The following is an 18402-nucleotide window of genomic DNA, read 5'->3' as shown; positions in this document are numbered from 1 at the left end:
CTACTCCCGCTCCACCGCCCAGTCGTAGCTCGACACCATGACCGCGGGCACCGCGCGTCCGCGTGCGTCGCGCGAGGGGCGGAAGCGGAAGGCGCGTTCGATCTGGCGGCAGGTTTCGATATCGATCGCGCGGTTGCCGCTCGAGCGGCGGATGCGGCAATCGGTGGCGCGGCCATTGGGTTCGACGAGGTAGTCGACCTCGACACTGCCCTCGAAGCCATATTCCTCCAGTTCGCGGGGCAGGCGCGCGCCCTGCATCGATCCGGCGATCTGTTCGGGGGGCGTGTCGCCGCCGCCCGATCCGTCGCCGTCGCCCTCCCCGCCGCTGCCGAGCCCGTCGCCGATCCCGCCCGCGCCGGTACCGGGGCCGACCGTATCGGTCGCGCCGGACGAGGCGTCGTTGCCCGGACCCGCCACCGGCGCGGTGACGACCGGCGGCGGCACCGGCAATGGCACGGCCGGGGGCGCGGCGACGATTTCGGTCGCCTTGGAGCGGATGTTGGGCGGGGCGGCGCGGCCCTCGGGGCGGCCCTGCCGTACGACCTGCGGCACCGGCGGGGGCGGCGGCGGATCGGGCGGCGGCGGGAGAATATCGAAGGTCGCCAGCGCACTCTGCGCCGCGCGCGGCACGTCCACCCCCAGCCCGACGATCAGCGCCCAGCCGAGCAGCACATGCAGGCCGATCGTTACCGCCAACGCGGTGCCTTTGGTCCGGTCGGGAAGCGTCGCGGTCATCGCCATGGTGGTGGCACAACGCCGATGAATGACGGGTGATCCGGGCGGCGCAACGCGGCATCCGCCCCCCCCCTGACAAGAGCGTCGGGCCGGTCATGCCCCCGGCATGGCCGTAACCGTGCGGGGCACCGTTTACCCGAAGCCGGGTCGGGGGTGGGTTGGCCGGGGGCGAGCGCGGCGGTTCCTCGCGGGCCGACCCACCGCGGTCCCTCCCTTGTCAGGATTGCCGTGCGAAAGTCGCGCTTCGCCCGAACCTGCCCGTACCCCGGCGAAGGCCGGGGTACGGAAGGGTGACGTTCGCAGGGCACTCCTTGTCAGGGAGGGGAGCGACAACCGTTCGTGTCGAGCGCAGTCGAGACACCGCGCGCGACGCCTGCGGCACGTCTCTCGACTTCGCTCGGGACGAACGGCACGAGCTTGGTGGCTCAGGCGCTATCGACATTCATAGCCACATCGTCACCCCGGACTTGTTCCGGGGTCCACCGGGCTGCAAACGCTGTCGATAGCGGCGCGAACCGTACCGATCGCCGCACCGTGGACCCCGGAACAAGTCCGGGGTGACGAGAGAATGGCGATCTCGATCGCGAGATATGCCGGAATTGCTGAATATCGATCCGGCTTGGCTCAGCCCGCCCGCTGCACGCGCCCCCAGCGCCACACCAGCAGCGGGCGCAGCAGCAGCATCCCCGCGAGGAACCCGCCGACATGTGCCGCGCCCGCGATCGGCATGCCACCCATCGCGCTGGTCCAGCCGACGAGCAGGTTGAGCACCGTCCAGCTCGCCCCCAGCCACAGTGCATGGACGACATGCGCCGGGACGGGTCCGATCGCCTTCGCCTTGCCCTGCCCGAACAGCAGCGCATAGGCCCCGATGATCGCCGAGATCGCCCCGCTCGCCCCGACCATCGCCACCGGCGACGACGGATCGATCGCCCACTCAGCGGCGACCGAGGCATAGGCCCCGACCAGCCACAGCACCGCCAGCCCCCGCTTGCCGACCGCGCGCTCGGTAGGCGTGGCGACGATCAGCAGCGACAGCAGGTTGAAGGCGAGGTGCAGCCAGCCGTCATGGATCAGCGTCGCGGTGAGCGGCGTGAGCACCAGCGGCACGTCCGCGGGCAGGCCGCCGCCCGCCCCGACGCGCCGGGGAATGAACCCGCCGAACGCAGCGGCGAAATCGACGTACCCGGTCAGGATCAGCACCGCGCCCGGCAGCGCCACGATCAGGGCGAGCAGCAGCACGAAGGGACTGGGCCGCCGCTCGAACATGGCGTTTAGATAAACTCGATCTTCGAGATCAGGTAATAGCGGTCGCCCGACGGCACCGTCACTTCCACCTCGTCGTCGACCTTGCGCCCGATCAGCGCCCGGCCGAGCGGCGAGTTGTACGAGATGCGGCCCGACTTGGCATCCGCCTCGGTCTGGCCGACGATCTGGTACTTCACCGGCTTGTCGTCCTCGTCGAGCATGGTGACGGTCGCGCCGAACACCACCTTGTCGCCCGACAGGTCGCGCGGGTCGATCACCTGCGCGCGGGTCAGCTTGTCCTCGATGTCGGCGATCGACGCCTCGATCTGGCCCTGGCGTTCCTTGGCGGCGTGATATTCGGCGTTTTCCGACAGATCGCCGTGGGCGCGCGCTTCCTCGATCGCGTCGATGATCTGCGGTCGTTCCACCTTCAGCTGCTTGAGGTGGGCAGTCAGGCGGTCATAGCCTTCCTGCAACATCGGCATCTTGTCGACCGTCGCCATCGCGCGCGCGTCCCTTTTGTCATGTACCCCGCTGCGGGCGGACCATGGCCGGTCCACCCGCACACAATCTTACGTCGCTGACGGGGATCAGTTGTGCGATTGCGAATAATAGGACTGGAGCGGTCGCACTTCAAGGGAGCGGTTGGCCAGCGCCTCGATCGCCCGCGCCACGGCGACGCTGGCAGGGGCGGTGGTGAAATAGGGGACCTTCTGCGATTGGGCCGAGGCGCGGATCGATTCCGAATCCTTCAGCGACTGCCACCCCTCGGTCGTGTTGAAGATCATCGCGATATCGCCGTCGAAGATCTTGTCGACGATGTGCGGGCGGCCTTGTGCGACCTTGTTGACCCGTTCCACCGGCACGCCGTGCTCGGCAAGGTAATCGGCGGTGCCGCCGGTCGCGACGATGCGGAAGCCCATCTGCACCAGCAGCTGGACGCCGGGCAGGATCACCGGCTTGTCGCTCGACTTGACCGACACGAACACCGTGCCCGTGGTCGGGAGCACGATGCTCGCCCCCATCTGCGCCTTGGCGAAGGCGGTGGCGAAATCGCGGTCGATGCCCATCACCTCGCCGGTCGACTTCATCTCCGGCGACAGCACCGGATCGACGCCGGGGAAGCGGCCCCATGGGAACACCGCTTCCTTGACCGCGACATGATCGATCGCGCGGTCGATCACCGGCAGGGCGCTGAGCTTCTCGCCCGCCATCACCCGCGCGGCGATCTTGGCGACCGGCGTGCCGATCGCCTTGGCGACGAAGGGCACGGTGCGGCTGGCGCGCGGGTTGACCTCGATCAGGTACACCTTGCCGTCCTTGACCGCGAACTGGATGTTCATCAGCCCCTTGACGTTCAGCGCACGGGCCAGCGCCACTGTCTGCCGCTCGATCTCGGCGATGATCTCGGCGGAGAGCGAATAGGGCGGCATCGAGCACGCGCTGTCGCCCGAATGGACGCCCGCTTCCTCGATATGCTGGAGCACGCCCGCGACGACCACATCGTCGCCGTCGGCCACCGCATCGACATCGACCTCGATCGCGTCGCGCAGATACTGGTCGATCAGGACCGGGCTGTCGCCCGACACCTGCACCGCGGTCTGGATATAGTCGTCGAGCTGCTGGAGCGAATCGACGATCTCCATCGCGCGCCCGCCCAGCACATAGCTGGGGCGCATCAGCACCGGATAGCCGATCCGCTCGGCGATCGCCGCCGCCTCGTCGCGGCTGCGCGCGAGGCCGTTGGCGGGCTGGAGCAGCCCCAGCCGCGTGACCAGATCGGCGAAGCGCTCGCGATCCTCGGCCAGATCGATCGAATCCGGGGTGGTGCCGAGGATCGGGATGCCCGCCGCTTCAAGGGCGCGGGCGAGGTTCAGCGGGGTCTGCCCGCCGAACTGCACGATCACGCCGACCAGCTCGCCCCGCGACGCCTCGACATGCAGGATCTCCAGCACGTCCTCGGCGGTCAGCGGCTCGAAATACAGCCGGTCGGAGGTGTCATAGTCGGTGCTGACCGTCTCCGGGTTGCAGTTGACCATGATGGTCTCATACCCCGCGTCGCTCAGCGCGAAGCACGCGTGGCAGCAGCAGTAGTCGAACTCGATCCCCTGCCCGATGCGGTTCGGCCCGCCGCCGAGGATCACGATCTTGCGGCGGTCGGACGGCTGGCTCTCGTCCTCCGGCTCGCCGAAGGTCGGCGCTTCGTAGGTCGAATACATGTACGGCGTCTTCGCCTCGAACTCGGCGGCGCAGGTGTCGATGCGCTTGAAGACCGGGCGCACGCCCAGCTTGTGGCGATGCGCGCGCACCTCGTCCTCGGTCACGCCGCCGGTCATCATCTTGACGACCTCATGGATCAGGCCCGATCCGCGGGCGATGCCGCGCTCCATGCCGCGCAGATTGGCCGATTGCAGCGCCAGCCACGCGAGGCGCTTGTCGCTGAAGCCCATCGCCTTCAGCCGCCGCATGCCCGCCGCATCCTGCGGCAGGCCGTTGGTGCAGACCTCGGTTTCCGCCGCCACGATCTCGGCGATGCGTTCGAGGAACCACGGGTCGTATTTCGCGATCGCATGGACCTCGGCGACCGAGAAGCCTTCGCGCAGCGCCTGTGCGGCGACCAGCAGCCGGTCCGGCGTGGCGACGGCCAGCGCCGCCTCGATCTCCGCGCGGGGCGCGCCGATCAGCCGCTCGACGCCGTTGAAGCCGGACAGGCCGGTCTCCAGCCCCCGCAGCGCCTTTTGCAGCGATTCATGGATGTTGCGGCCGATCGCCATCACCTCGCCGACCGACTTCATCGCGGTGGAGAGCACCGCCTGCGAGCCCTTGAACTTCTCGAAGGCGAAGCGCGGGATCTTGGTTACGACGTAATCGATCGTCGGCTCGAACGACGCGGGCGTGGCACCGGTGATGTCGTTGTCGATCTCGTCGAGGGTATAGCCGACCGCGAGCTTGGCGGCGACCTTGGCGATCGGGAAGCCGGTGGCCTTCGACGCCAGCGCGGAGGAACGCGACACGCGCGGGTTCATCTCGATGACGATCAGGCGGCCGTCCTTCGGGTTCACCGCGAACTGCACGTTCGACCCGCCGGTCTCGACGCCGATTTCCCGGAGTACCGCGATCGATGCGTTGCGCATGATCTGATATTCCTTGTCGGTCAGCGTCAGCGCCGGGGCGACGGTGATCGAATCGCCGGTGTGGACGCCCATCGGATCGATATTCTCGATCGAGCAGACGATGATGGCGTTGTCGGCGCGGTCGCGCACGACTTCCATCTCATATTCCTTCCAGCCGAGCAGCGATTCCTCGATCAGCACCTCGGTGGTGGGCGATGCGTCGAGGCCTTCGCGGACGATGCGCAGGAACTCGTCACGATTATAGGCGACGCCGCCGCCGGTGCCGCCCAGCGTGAACGACGGGCGGATGATCGCGGGCAGCCCGACATGCTCGAGGCCCGCCAGCGCCTCGGCCTCGCTATGGGCGATATGGCTGCGGGCGGATTCCAGCCCGATCTTCTCCATCGCCACCTTGAATTTCTGGCGGTCCTCGGCCTTGTCGATCGCTTCCGCATCGGCGCCGATCATCGTCACGCCGAACTTCGCGAGCGTGCCGTCATTGGCCAGCGCCAGCGCGGTGTTGAGCGCGGTCTGCCCGCCCATCGTCGGGAGGACGGCGTCGGGGCGCTCCTTCTCGATGATCCTGGCGACCACCGCCGGGGTGATCGGCTCGACATAGGTCGCGTCGGCCAGCTCCGGATCGGTCATGATCGTCGCGGGGTTGGAGTTGACGAGGACGATGCGATAGCCCTCCTCCTTCAACGCCTTGATCGCCTGCACGCCCGAATAATCGAACTCGCAGGCCTGGCCGATGACGATCGGCCCCGCGCCGATGACGAGGATGGACGAAATGTCGGTGCGTTTGGGCATTTTATTTGGTTTCCGACTGGTAGACTTCGTTTCCGACGAAGCCGAGCTTCGATCGGTACGGCGATTCAAAGAGTTTCTTCAGGCCGCAATCGGCAGCCTTCGACGGTGTGTCCGGGGTGAATCTGACGACCGTCAAGCCATCCGCCTGCAAGGCGAAGGAGCCGGCTGGCAACCCACAAGCCCGAGCAAACCTGTCCAGTTCTGCCTGGCCAGACTGGAGGTCCGTGGGAGCGCTGCACCCAGCCAGCATCAAGAACGATGGCAGAAGCGATTTCACTATCGCATCATCCCCACGAACCGCTCGAACAGGTAGAAGCTGTCCTGCGGCCCCGGCGACGCCTCGGGGTGGTACTGCACGCTGAACGCGCGACCGTCGGCCAGTTCCAGCCCGGCGTTCGATCCGTCGAACAGCGACACATGCGTCTCGCGCACACCCTCGGGCAAACTGTCGCGTTCGACCGCGAAGCCGTGGTTCATGCTGGTGATCTCGACCGCGCCGTCGCTCAGCCGCTTGACCGGGTGGTTCGCGCCGCGGTGGCCCTGATGCATCTTGGTGGTGGTCGCCCCCACCGCCAACCCCAGCAGCTGGTGGCCGAGACAGATGCCGAACAGCGGCTTGCCCGTCTCCAGCAACTGCCGGATCACCGGCACGGCGTACTCGCCGGTCGCGGCGGGATCGCCCGGACCGTTCGACAGGAAGATGCCGTCGGGGTTCGCCGCCATCACCTGTTCATAGGTCGCGGTGGCGGGCAGCACGGTTACTTCAGCACCCGCATGCACAAGGTTGCGGAAGATATTGCGCTTGCTGCCGTAATCGATCGCGACGACATGCGGGCGCGACGGGCTTTCTGCGGCAACTTCGCCAACTTCGGGCTGCGTGCTGTCGTCATAGCCCTTGCCGAGATGCCATGCCCCGCCCTGCCAGCCATAGTGCGTCTCGCACGACACGGTTTTCGCAAGGTCCATGCCTTCGAGGCCCGGCCACGCCCGCGCCTGTTTGAGCAGCGCGGGAATGTCGAACTCCCCCGTTGCCGAATGGGCGATGACGCCGTTGGGCGCCCCGCCCTGCCGGATGCGGCGGGTGAGCGCGCGGGTGTCGATGCCCGACAGGCCGATGCGGTTGTGCCGCGCCATCCAGCCGGTCAGATCCTCGCTCGCGCGGAAGTTGGACGGGGCGGTCACATCCTCGCGCACGATCATGCCGAGCGCGTGCGGATCGTTCGCCTCCACATCGTCGACGTTGGTGCCGACGTTGCCGATGTGCGGGAAGGTGAAGGTGATGATCTGCCCCGCGAACGACGGGTCGGTCATGATCTCCTGATAGCCGGTCATCGCGGTGTGGAAGCACACCTCGCCCACCGCTGCGCCCTCGGCCCCGAAGCCACGGCCCCACAGCACGCTGCCATCGGCAAGGACGAGGACCCCGGTGGCTCCTTCGGGCATGGCGAATGGCTTGGCGTCGGCCATGATGGGCGGGCACTCCTGATACTTGTCTGATGATGTCGCTAAGCGGTGGCGGCTAGTCGCATGGGGAGCCCCCGTCAATCCTGTGATCGCGGATCGATTGGCGCTAAGGGCGGTCGCTTGGACCCAATGAACGATATCGGACACCCCATGATTCGCGACACCATCAAGGACGCGCTCGTCACCGCCATGAAGGGCGGCGACAAGGAGACGACCGCCACGATCCGCCTGATCCAATCGGCGATCAAGAACCGCGACATCGAGGCACGCACCGGATCGGCCCCGGCGGACGACGACACGCTGGTCGTCGAGGTCCTGCAGAAGATGGTCAAGCAGCGCCGCGAATCGATCGAGATGTACGAAAAGGGCAACCGCCCCGAACTGGCGGCGGCGGAAGCGCGCGAGGTGGCGGTGATCGAACGCTTCCTGCCCGCGCAGATGGACGCCGAGGCGACGGCGGCGGCGATCGAGGCCATCAAGGCCGATCTGGGCGCATCGGGCATGAAGGACATGGGCCGGGTGATGGCCGAACTGAAGGCCCGCCACGGATCGCAGCTCGACATGAGCAAGGCGAGCGCGGCGGTGAAGGCGGCGCTGGCCTGAGGCTGCGAACCAATACGGAACGTATTGCCCAATACGTTCCGTATGGGCCATATGACGGCATGACTCTTTCGCCCCAATTTCTCGACGAACTTCGGGCGCGCACCACGCTGTCGGCGCTGGTGAGCAAGTCGGTGAAGCTCCAGCGCTCGGGCAACGAGTGGAAGGCCTGCTGCCCGTTCCATACCGAGAAGACGCCGAGCTTCTGGGTCAATGACGACAAGGGCTTCTACCATTGTTTCGGCTGCGGGGCGCATGGCGATGCGATCCGCTGGATGACCGACCAGCGGGGGCTGCCCTTCATCGATGCGGTGAAGGAACTGGTCGCCGCCGCCGGCATGGAGATGCCGCAGCAGGATGCCCGTTCGGCCCGGCAGGCGGAACGCGCCAGGGGCCTGCACGAGCTGATGGCCGACGCGCAGACGTGGTTCGCCGAGCGGCTCGGCGACGACGGTGCGGTCGCGCGCGATGCGCTGGCGAAGCGCGGCATCAAGCCCGAGACGGCGCGGGCGTTCGGCATGGGCTATGCCCCCGACTCGCGCGGGCGGCTGAAGGCGGCGCTCGCCTCCTACGGCGATGCGATGCTGGTCGAGAGCGGCATGCTGATCTCGGTCGAGGGCAAGGAGCCGTACGACCGGTTCCGCGGTCGCCTGATGATCCCGATCCGCGATGCGCGGGGGCGGACGATCGCGTTCGGCGGGCGGATTATCGGCGAGGGCGAGCCGAAGTATCTGAACTCGCCCGAAACCCCGCTGTTCGACAAGGGGCGCACCCTCTACAACATCGACCGGGCGCAGGCCGCCGCGCGCAAGGCCCGCCGCGTGATCGCGGTCGAGGGCTATATGGACGTCATTGCCCTCGCGCAGGCGGGCTATGACGAGGTGGTCGCCCCGCTCGGCACCGCGCTGACCGAACATCAGCTGGAGCGGCTGTGGCGGATGGCCGACTGCCCGATCCTGTGCTTCGACGGCGATGCGGCGGGGATCAAGGCCGCCAGGCGTGCGGCGGAACGCGCGCTGCCGCTGCTGACACCGGGCAAGAGCGTGGCGATCGTGACGATCCCGAACGGCATGGACCCCGACGATCTGGTCCGCGACCAGGGGCCGCAGGCGTTCGAGGAACTGCTGGCGACGAAGGAATCGCTCTCCGACTTCCTGTGGCGGATGGAACTCGCCAACCTGCCGCCGCAGGCCGGGCCGGACGAGCGCGCGGCGTTCGAGCATGAACTGGCGCGGCTGGCGGGCACCATCACGCACGAAGGCATCCGCCGCGAATATTTCCGCACCTTCAAGGACCATTTCTTCGCGCTGTTCGGGGCGAAGGACCGGCGGCTGCGCATCGTCGCCAACGACATGGCGCAGGCGGCGGAGATGCGGCAGGTCGATCTGGTCTTCGCGTTCCAGCGGGCGATCCTGATGGGGCTGATGCAGCATGTGTCGGTGCTCAAACAGCATTGCGAGCTGATCGCGCAGCTGCCGATCGTCAACGGCACGCTGCGGCGCTGGCGCGACCATCTGATCGACCTTGCGATCTACCGTGACGACCTGACCGACAGCCTGCTCCACGATGCGGTGATGACCGACCGGCAACTGGTGGAGGCGGCGCGGCGCGACGTGCAGACCGACCTCGCCTTCAGCTTCTGGCAGAAGAATGCCGACGCGGCCGTGGCGCAGACCGACCTGCTGCGCATGATCCAGATCCTTGTCGAGGAACATGCCTGCACCCGTGCCGAGCGCGCCGCGCACGAACGCTGCCGCCGCGACACGACCGAGCGGACCTTCGCCGATTTCCAGCAGGCGCGCCAGGACCATGCGGCGGTGCAGGCGCGCATCCGCGACTGGATGGACGAGCTGGACGAAGCGGCTTGATCCCTGCCCCTGCGGCTCCCATATCCGCGCCATATCGACACCCGTATGTTCGGCCATCTGTGCTTTGCACGGCGGGGCGACTTGCAAATCGCGGCGCGGCGGACGAAGACGGCGGGTAAAATAGGGCGCGAATACGGCGCTCCTGATTTCTTTGAGGGTTATTGATGGCCAAGGCGAATGGTGGCGGCGACGACACGATCGAAACGGGCGACGCGCCGCTGATCGACCTGAACGAGGGGTCGATCAAGAAGCTGGTCGCTCGCGCGAAGAAGCGCGGCTACATCACCGTCGACCAGCTCAACGAGATGCTGCCGCAGGACCAGATGACCTCGGAGCAGATCGAGGACATCATGTCGGCGCTGAACGACATGGGCGTCAACGTCGTCGAGAACGAGGACGCGGGCGAGGACGGCGAGAGCGACGAGCGCGCCAAGCAGGACGAGGCCGACGACGAGGAAGCCTCGGGCGAGCAGGACGACGCCTCCGCCGCGTTCGAGCCGGTCAAGAAGAAGGAAGTCGCCGACCGCACCGACGATCCGGTGCGCATGTACCTGCGCGAGATGGGCGCGGTCGAACTGCTGAGCCGCGAGGGCGAGATCGCCATCGCCAAGCGGATCGAGGCCGGTCGCGACACGATGATCTTCGGCCTGTGCGAATCGCCGATCACCTTCAACGCGATCATCGGCTGGTCGACCGCGCTGAACGAGGGCACGATGCAGCTGCGCGAGATCCTCGATCTCGACGCGATGCTGTCGAAGGATCCCGCGCCGGAGTCGCTGAGCGACGACGACGACGGCGACGACAACGGCGAGATTTCGTCGAAGAACGCCGGGCCGAGCTTCAAGGAAGAGGAAGAGCCGGAGGAAGCCTCGGCCGACGAGGACGACGACGGCGAGCGCCGTGCCCCGCGTCCCAGCGACGACGAGGACGAGGACAACACCCTCAGCCTCGCGCAGATGGAGGAACAGCTCAAGCCGCAGGCGCTGGAGAAGTTCGCCAACATCACCGCGATCTTCAAGAAATTCTCGAAGATGCAGTCGCAGCGGCTCGACGCGATGGCGACCGGCGACGGGCTGTCGACCGCCGAGGAGCGCAAGTACCAGAAGCTGCGCGAGGAGCTGACCGCCGAGGTGGAGAGCGTGCAGTTCCACCAGGCGAAGATCGAATATCTGGTCGATCAGCTCTATGCCTACAACCGCCGCCTGACGACGCTGGGCGGGCAGATGCTGCGCCTTGCCGAGCGGCACAAGGTGCCGCGCAAGGCGTTCCTCGACAGCTATGTCGACCATGAGCTGGACGAGCAGTGGCTGGCATCGGTCGCGAAGATCGACAAGAAGTGGAAGGCGTTCGCCGAGAACGAGGCCGGATCGGTCGACCGCATCCGCACCGAAATCGCCGAGATCGCGCAGCAGACCGGCATGGCGCTCGGCGAATTCCGTCGCATCGTCAACATGGTGCAGAAGGGCGAGCGCGAGGCGCGCATCGCCAAGAAGGAAATGGTCGAGGCCAACCTGCGCCTCGTCATCTCGATCGCGAAGAAATACACCAATCGCGGTCTGCAGTTCCTCGACCTGATCCAGGAGGGGAACATCGGGCTGATGAAGGCGGTCGACAAGTTCGAGTATCGCCGCGGCTACAAGTTCAGCACCTATGCGACATGGTGGATCCGGCAGGCGATCACCCGCTCGATCGCCGATCAGGCGCGCACCATCCGCATTCCCGTCCACATGATCGAGACGATCAACAAGCTGGTGCGGACCTCCCGCCAGTTCCTGCACGAGCAGGGCCGCGAACCGACCCCGGAGGAGATGGCCGAGCGCCTGTCCATGCCGCTGGAGAAGGTGCGCAAGGTGATGAAGATCGCCAAGGAGCCGATCTCCCTCGAAACGCCGATCGGCGACGAGGAGGATTCGCACCTCGGCGACTTCATCGAGGACAAGAACGCGATCATCCCGGTGGATGCGGCGATCCAGGCGAACCTGAAGGAGACGGTCACGCGGGTGCTGGCGTCGCTCACCCCGCGCGAGGAGCGCGTGCTGCGCATGCGCTTCGGCATCGGCATGAACACCGACCACACCCTCGAGGAAGTCGGCCAGCAGTTCAGCGTGACCCGCGAACGCATCCGTCAGATCGAGGCGAAGGCGCTGCGCAAGCTCAAGCACCCGAGCCGCAGCCGCAAGATGCGCTCGTTCCTCGACCAGTAGGTACGGGTCCGGACGGCAGCGGGGTCGGTCGATGCGACCATGGGTTTCGTCATCCCGGACCTGTTCCGGGGTGACGATCGGGAGGCGGTGACGGCCGTCCCCCAAGGGCAAATCGGCGGCGATCGGTACCCTTCGTACCGATCGCCGCGCGTTTACGATCCGTTAACCCTGTCTCTACCGGAATCGGCAAGGCTTTGCCGCCATGATGCCGCCATCGGTCCCGCGCCCTGGGACCATGGGGGGGTGAGCGATGATTGCGGCGGCAGGCGACAATGCGGCCTCCAGTCCGGGGAACGGGATCGCGCGGATGGTCGCGACCGACGGGACCGCCGCGCATCGCTTTCCCGCCAGGCTGGCCGAACGGATGCCGCCGCCGCAGGACGTGGCGGATACGCTGCACCAGCTGGCCGGGCTGCACGCGCGCCATCCCGGCGTGGTCGGCCATGCGTTGCGCGGCGCTGCCGGGGACCTGGCCGGGCCGTGGCTGCGCACCGCCGCCGCCGCCTTTGCCGACGAGCGCGGCTATCTGGTGCGTCTCGCCGCCGCTGCCGGTCCGGCGCCCAGCACGCCGGGACACGCCGCCGCCGAAGCCGCGATGTCGGCGCAGCGCCACGCCGTCGACCTGCTGGCACAATCGGCGCGTCCGGGCTGCGCGATCGGCACCGCCGCCGCGCTGGTGCTCGACTGGCCCGCGATCCGCCTGCCGCTCGACCGGGCGGCGCTGCGGCTGGGGATCGAGCCGCTCGAATCGGCGCTGCCCACGGCGATCGAGACGGTGCGGCTGATCGACCTGCTGGCGCGCGACGCCGTGCCGGTGCGGGCGATGACCTTCGGCGTACAGCAGTTGCTGGCGCAGCATCGCGGGCTGTGGGACCTGCTGGAGGCGCGGGCGGACGCACGCGGCTGAACCTCCCTTGCCCAAAATCGGCGCGCACTTCACCGTTAACCATTTTAAGCAATGGCTTCGTCACCCTTTCCGGTGCAGCCTCGGGCCATGTTCGGTACGCTTTTTCGGAGCGTTCTGCTCCTCGCCTTCGCCGTGGCCGCGGCGGTCCCGCTCCATGCGCGGTCGATCCTCGACTATGTCGGGCAGTGCGTGCCCTTCGCGCGCGCGGCTTCGGGCATCCAGATCTATGGCGACGCCTGGACGTGGTGGGACCAGGCAGCGGGCCGCTATCCGCGCGGCCATGAACCGAAGGTCGGCGCGGTCCTCGCCTTCGCCAAGACGCAGCGGCTGCCGCTCGGCCATGTGCTGGTGGTCAGCCGCGTGGTCGAGCCGCGGGTGGCGATGGTGACGCATGCCAACTGGTCGCGGATCAACGGCGTGCGCGGCGGCGTGGAACAGGACGTCACCGTGTTCGACGTGTCGCGCAAGGGCGACTGGACGCGCGTCAAGGTGTGGTACCGCGATTCGCAGGGGCTGGGCGGATCGGAATATCCGACGCACGGCTTCATCTACGGCCCCGGCCCGGTGAAGGGGATCAGCAGCGACAACCCGGATTATGTCGGATCGCTGATCGACGCCTATGCCCGCTGAGCTTTCGCCGCCCGCTCGCAGGCGTTAGTCCCCTGCCCTGAACGGGGGCGGCGATGGCGACTGGGGTACGGGCGATCACGGCGGGGTGGGTGGTCGCGATCACGCTGGCCGGACTGGCACTGCGCATCGCCGCCGCGCGCGGGGGATTGTGGCTGGACGAGGCATGGTCGGCATCGTTCGCCGCCGATGTCGCAACGCCTGCGGCCGTGTTCCTCGGCATCAACCACGACAACAACCATCATCTCAACAGCCTGTGGCTGCAATGGGTCGGCGCGGATGCCTCGCCGGTCGTGCAGCGCGCGCTGTCGATCCTGAGCGGCACGGCGACGATCCCGGTCGCGGCGGCGATCGCGGGGCGGCGCGGGCGCGCCGCAGCGATCGTCGCGGCGGTGGCGTTCGCGCTGTCGCCGTTCCTCGTCACCTATGGCGCGGAGGCGCGCGGCTATGCGCCGATGCTGTGCGCGTGGACGGTCGCGATCGGCATCGCCGACCGGTTCCTCGAACGGCCCGCCGAGCCGCCGCGCGCCACGGCGATGGCGCTGGCGGCGCTGCTCGGCTGCATGGCGCAGGCGACGATGGCGTTCGGTCTGGGCGCGCTGGGGCTGTGGGTGCTGATCGCCCGTATACGCGCGGCGGGCGTGCCGTCGGGCGTGATCGGCACCGCGCGGCTGTTCGCGCCCGCCGCCGTGCTGACGCTCGGCTTCGCGGTGCTGGTGTGGGCGGCGGCGGATGCGGCGGGCGGGCTGCGCTTCGGCAATCGCGAGGCGCACGACTGGCTGCGCTGGATGCAGGCGATGGTGCAGCTGTGGGACTATGGGCTGGGCGTCGCCGCGCTTGTCCTGCTGCTGGTCGCGCTGGGGGCGACGTCGCGCGACCGGCTGGGCGGGCTCGCGCTGGGCGCGGGCGTCGGACTGCCGCTGCTGGTCGCACTGGCGGCGCTGCCGAACAGCGGCGCGGCGCGCTATTATGCCGTGGCGGTGCCGCCGGTGCTGCTGTGGGCGGCGGTGCTGCTGCCGCGCGCGGCCATGCGCCCGGCGGCGGCGATCGTCGCCATCAGCTTTCTGACGGCGAGCATCGTGCGCGACGGGCAACTCGTCGCCAACCTGCGCGGCGACCCGGACCGTCCGGTCCGGGCGATGATCGCCGCCGCGCCGGGCGGGACGAACACATCGCTGGAGCAGGAGCGGTCGGGCGCGATCCTGATCGCCGCGGCGCGCACACACGGCTATGCCCTGGCGATCGCCCCGCCCTGCCCCGCCGCGGCGTTCCACTTCGTCGAGCGCGACGGCGATGCCGCCTTCCCCGCGCAACCGGCGGTCTGCGGCCATGCGTATGGCGAAGTGACGCGCGGCGATCCGAGCGGCCTGTCAGGCACCCACTGGCGGCTGTACGCCCGGCGCTGAGAAGTTGTTGGAAAACGTGCATGTTGCACGTTTTACGGTGCCTGCCCGCTCCCCCGCCCGGCCACCCACAGGGTACACTCGATGGGTGGCCGGGCGGGGGAGCGGGCAGGCACCGCGCGAAACTCGTCCTTCGGCGAGTTTCCGAACAGACTCAAAGATCAGACCCGCGCCACCGCGCGGTGCAGCTTGCGCAGGACCACCGCGTCGCCGACCGGCCCCGCCGCCGCCTGGGTCGCCAGCTCCATCATCCGGACCGCGCCGAAACTGGCCGCCAGCCCCTTCAGCCGGAAGGCCGCCCCGCTCCACTCGTCCGCACCCGCCGCGACCAGCACCGCCAGCGCGCGCTGCGCACTGTCGCGGAACGCCGCGCGCAGTTCGGCGATCAACTGCGGCTCGTCGCCCACCGCCGCCGCCAGCGCGGCGTCGATCGCTCCCGGATCATAGACCATGGCACCACGCCTAGCCGCCAAAAGGTTAAGCGGACGTTACGACATCTGTCACCGGTGGGAGGTTCATGGTAAGCGCCCTGCCCATGAACGGGGGCACTATCACCGGACTGCGCGAACAGACGCAGAACGACCACGATGAGGATGAATTCGTCGCGCAGGAGGCCGCCCCGCACTGGCTGGCCGAAGCACCGCTGGAGCCGGAACCGATGCCGCGCGAATGGATCGCGCCGACGCTGGCGATGGTCGCGGTCATCCTGTGGGTCGGCGGCATGCTGGTGTGGGCCGGGGCGACGCTCGGCCGGTTGCAACCCGTTGAGCTGGCGTCGTTCGTCGCGGCGCTGTGCGTGCCGCCGCTGCTGATCGGCATCGTCTGGCTGCTGCTGCGCCAGGGCAGCCGGGCGGAATCGCGCCGCTTCACCGCCACCGCGCAGGCGATGCGCAGCGAGGCGCTGGCGCTGGAACAGGTCGTCGTGACCGTGCGCCGCAACCTTGCCGAATCACGCCGCGAACTGGTCGAGCAGACCGGCGCGCTGATGCATCTGGGCGAGGGCGCGACCGACCGGCTGCGCGGCGTGCGTGCGGGGATCGCCGAGCAGGTGGCGGCGCTGGCGGCGACGACCGATGCGCTGGCGGGTGCCGCGACCCATGCCGAGCATCGGCTGGGCACCGTGCTCGACACCCTGCCCCGCGCCCATGCCGAGACCGAAGCGATCGCGCAGCGGCTGGAGGCCACCGGTCTCGCCGCCAGCGAACGGATCGCCGCGCTCGACGCCGCACTCGCGGCGGTGGCGGCGCGCGGGCGCGATGCGGACGAGGTCGCGGGCGGCGCGGCGCAGCGGCTGGCGGCGCATATCACCCGGATGGAAGCCACCAGCGAAAGCGCGGGCGCGCGGCTGGAATCGGTGATCGCCACCATGTCCGGCGCGATCGACGGCGTGCTCGACCGCGCGGCGGCGGCGATCGATGAATCGCGCAAGGCGATCACCGCGCAGGGCGATGCGACGATCGCGATGATCGAGGCGAACGGATCGGCGATCGAACGCGCGGGCCGTGAGGGCGCGGAACAGCTCGCCGAGCGGATGACCGAGATCGACGGCGCGATCGGCACGCTGGCCGCCAGGATCGATGCCCGCCGCCGCGACAGCGAGGCGCTGCTGGCGACGTTGCAGGGCGGGCTGGCGGCGTTCGACGAACGCTTCGCCGCGCTGGAGGCGAACGGGATCGCGCGGGTCGATGCGGTATCGCGCGAGATCGCGGCGCGGCTCGACGCGCGGCGTGCGGACGGCGATGCGATGCTGGCGGGCGTCGGGGCCGGGCTGGACGCGATCGACCAGCGGTTCGACCGGATGCGCGCCGCCGCCGAGATGCATGTCGATCAGGTCGCGACATCGGTCGCGAACCGGCTGGAGGCACGCCGCCGCGACGGCGAGGCGGTGCTGGCGACGCTGGACGCGGGGCTCGACGGGTTCGACCGGCGGTTCGACGCGCTGCGCGCCTCCGCCGAGGCGCAGGTCGAGGGGCTGTCGGCGGCGATCGAGGCGCGGCTCGACGCCCGGCGGCAGGACGGCGCGGCGATGCTGGAAACATTGGGCGCCGGGCTCGACGGGTTCGACCGGCGGTTCGACACGATGCGCGAGGACGGCATCGCGCGGGTCCAGTCGATCGCGGGCACGATCGAGGCGAAGCTGGCCGAGCGGCGGCGCGACGGCGAGGCGCTGATCGCGGCGCTGAACGACGGGCTGGACGGCTTCGACGACCGGTTCGACACGCTGCACGACCGCGGCGTGGCGCGGGTACAGGCGGTGGCGGGATCGATCGAGGTGCTGTCGCAGGTCGCCGACGCGCTGACCGAGGCGCTGGACGGCAACGACGCGACCGCGCGCCGGGTGATCGGCACCGCCGAGGAGGTGCTGACCGCACTCGACGCCGCCGCGCGCGAGATGGACGAGACGCTGCCCGGCGCGCTGGAACGGCTGGACCGGCGGATCGCGTCGAGCCGCGACGGGGTGGCGCGCGCCAAGCCCGAACTGCTGGCGCTCGTCACCGCCGCCGAGAGCACGCACGAGGCGATCGAGGCGATCGCGGGCGTGGTCGACATGCAGCGCCAGACGCTGTCGAGCGTGCAGCAGTCGCTGCTCGACACGCTCGACCTCGGCAAGGACCGCATCTCCGAGGTGCGCGGCATCGCCGACGAGACGATCGCGACCACGGTGCGCTTCGCCGAGGACGCCGCACCGCGCCTGGCGGAGGCGATGCTGCGCATCCGCGACACCGCCGAGACCGCCAGCGCCAAGGCGCGCCAGACGCTGGCCAAGGTGCTGCCCGACGTCGCCCGCGACCTCGAGGCGCAGGGCACCCGCGCGCTGGCCAATGCGGTCGACCGCGCGGTGGCGACGCAGGTGAGCGAGCTGTCGACCATCGCCGACCGCGCGGTCGCATCGACGGTCGAGGCGGCGGAGCGGTTGCAGCGCCAGATGGTGAAGATCACCGCGACCGGCGACGAGCTGGAGACGCGCATGGCCGCGGCCCGCGCCGAGCGCGAGGCGGCGGACAGCGAGCAATTCTCGCGCCGGGTCACCACGCTGATCGAGGCGATGCACTCCGCATCGATCGATATCGCCAAGTCGCTGTCGGCCGATGTGTCGGACACCGCATGGGCCGCGTACCTCAAGGGCGATCGCGGCGTGTTCACCCGGCGTGCGGTGCGGCTGGTCGACGGCGCCGAAGCGCGCGAGATCGCCGCGCTCTATGACGGCGACGCGACGTTCCGCGATCAGGTGAACCGCTACATCCATGATTTCGAGGCGATGCTGCGCCAGGTGCTGGGCCTGCGCGACGGATCGTCGATGGGAGTGACGTTGCTGTCGTCCGACATGGGCAAGCTGTACGTCGTGCTGGCGCAGGCGATCGAGCGGTTGCGGAACTAAGTATCGGGACTACAGCGGGATACTCCCTCCACGGAGCCTGTCCC

At 68.9% G+C, this 18402-nt stretch carries 13 protein-coding genes; 7 read left to right on the top strand and 6 right to left on the bottom strand.

Annotation, left to right across the window (positions count from 1 at the left end):
- From ABLE43_RS03965 to carA, 5 genes are all read right to left on the bottom strand, one after another.
- Window positions 1–735: an energy transducer TonB gene (locus ABLE43_RS03965; RefSeq protein ID WP_348977181.1), complete on the bottom strand. Its 735-nt coding sequence runs from the start codon at window positions 733–735 to the stop codon at window positions 1–3.
- A 624-nt stretch (window positions 736–1359) separates the two neighbouring features.
- On the bottom strand, window positions 1360–2004 hold the full coding sequence (locus ABLE43_RS03960; RefSeq protein WP_348977180.1) for a rhomboid family intramembrane serine protease: 645 nt from the start codon (window positions 2002–2004) through the stop codon (window positions 1360–1362).
- Window positions 2005–2009: 5 nt separating this feature from the next.
- Window positions 2010–2486: a transcription elongation factor GreA gene (greA, locus tag ABLE43_RS03955; protein ID WP_348977179.1), complete on the bottom strand. Its 477-nt coding sequence runs from the start codon at window positions 2484–2486 to the stop codon at window positions 2010–2012.
- An 87-nt stretch (window positions 2487–2573) separates the two neighbouring features.
- Complete coding sequence (carB, locus tag ABLE43_RS03950) at window positions 2574–5906, bottom strand: carbamoyl-phosphate synthase large subunit (RefSeq protein ID WP_348977178.1); 3333 nt, start codon at window positions 5904–5906, stop codon at window positions 2574–2576.
- 276 nt (window positions 5907–6182) lie between these two features.
- On the bottom strand, window positions 6183–7373 hold the full coding sequence (gene carA, locus ABLE43_RS03945) for a glutamine-hydrolyzing carbamoyl-phosphate synthase small subunit (protein WP_348977177.1): 1191 nt from the start codon (window positions 7371–7373) through the stop codon (window positions 6183–6185).
- Between the two features lie 147 nt (window positions 7374–7520).
- Here carA and ABLE43_RS03940 point away from each other — a divergent pair, with 147 nt between their 5' ends.
- The 6 genes from ABLE43_RS03940 to ABLE43_RS03915 all read left to right on the top strand — a co-directional run bounded on the left by ABLE43_RS03940 (window position 7521) and on the right by ABLE43_RS03915 (window position 14982).
- Window positions 7521–7973: a GatB/YqeY domain-containing protein gene (locus ABLE43_RS03940; RefSeq protein WP_348977176.1), complete on the top strand. Its 453-nt coding sequence runs from the start codon at window positions 7521–7523 to the stop codon at window positions 7971–7973.
- Window positions 7974–8032: 59 nt separating this feature from the next.
- Window positions 8033–9838 (top strand): DNA primase, encoded by a 1806-nt coding sequence (gene dnaG / locus ABLE43_RS03935; protein ID WP_348977175.1) that lies wholly within the window; start codon window positions 8033–8035, stop codon window positions 9836–9838.
- Window positions 9839–10002: 164 nt separating this feature from the next.
- Window positions 10003–12042, top strand: coding sequence for an RNA polymerase sigma factor RpoD (rpoD, locus tag ABLE43_RS03930; RefSeq protein ID WP_348977174.1), 2040 nt, complete (start codon window positions 10003–10005; stop codon window positions 12040–12042).
- 250 nt (window positions 12043–12292) lie between these two features.
- Window positions 12293–12949 carry a DUF6975 family protein gene (locus tag ABLE43_RS03925; RefSeq protein WP_348977173.1) on the top strand — a complete coding sequence of 219 codons (657 nt, stop codon included), beginning with the start codon at window positions 12293–12295 and terminating at the stop codon, window positions 12947–12949.
- An 87-nt stretch (window positions 12950–13036) separates the two neighbouring features.
- Complete coding sequence (locus ABLE43_RS03920; RefSeq protein ID WP_348977172.1) at window positions 13037–13579, top strand: CHAP domain-containing protein; 543 nt, start codon at window positions 13037–13039, stop codon at window positions 13577–13579.
- A gap of 53 nt (window positions 13580–13632) precedes the next feature.
- Window positions 13633–14982: a hypothetical protein gene (locus tag ABLE43_RS03915; protein WP_348977171.1), complete on the top strand. Its 1350-nt coding sequence runs from the start codon at window positions 13633–13635 to the stop codon at window positions 14980–14982.
- Window positions 14983–15140: 158 nt separating this feature from the next.
- Here ABLE43_RS03915 and ABLE43_RS03910 read toward each other — a convergent pair whose 3' ends face one another.
- The gene (locus ABLE43_RS03910) at window positions 15141–15431 is read right to left on the bottom strand and encodes an Hpt domain-containing protein (protein WP_348977170.1); all 291 of its coding nucleotides are present in this window, start codon (window positions 15429–15431) and stop codon (window positions 15141–15143) included.
- Window positions 15432–15514: 83 nt separating this feature from the next.
- Between ABLE43_RS03910 and ABLE43_RS03905 the strand changes: the two genes are divergently transcribed.
- A complete protein-coding gene (locus ABLE43_RS03905; protein ID WP_348977169.1) occupies window positions 15515–18358 on the top strand; it encodes a coiled-coil domain-containing protein in 2844 nt (947 codons plus the stop codon).
- The last annotated feature ends 44 nt before the right edge of the window (window positions 18359–18402 follow it).

Origin of the sequence: Sphingomonas silueang (genome assembly GCF_040049155.1) — a bacterium.
GTDB lineage: Bacteria > Pseudomonadota > Alphaproteobacteria > Sphingomonadales > Sphingomonadaceae > Sphingomonas > Sphingomonas silueang.
The sequence above is the reverse complement of the archived record's forward strand: the minus strand, read 5'-3'. Positions and strand labels throughout refer to the sequence as shown.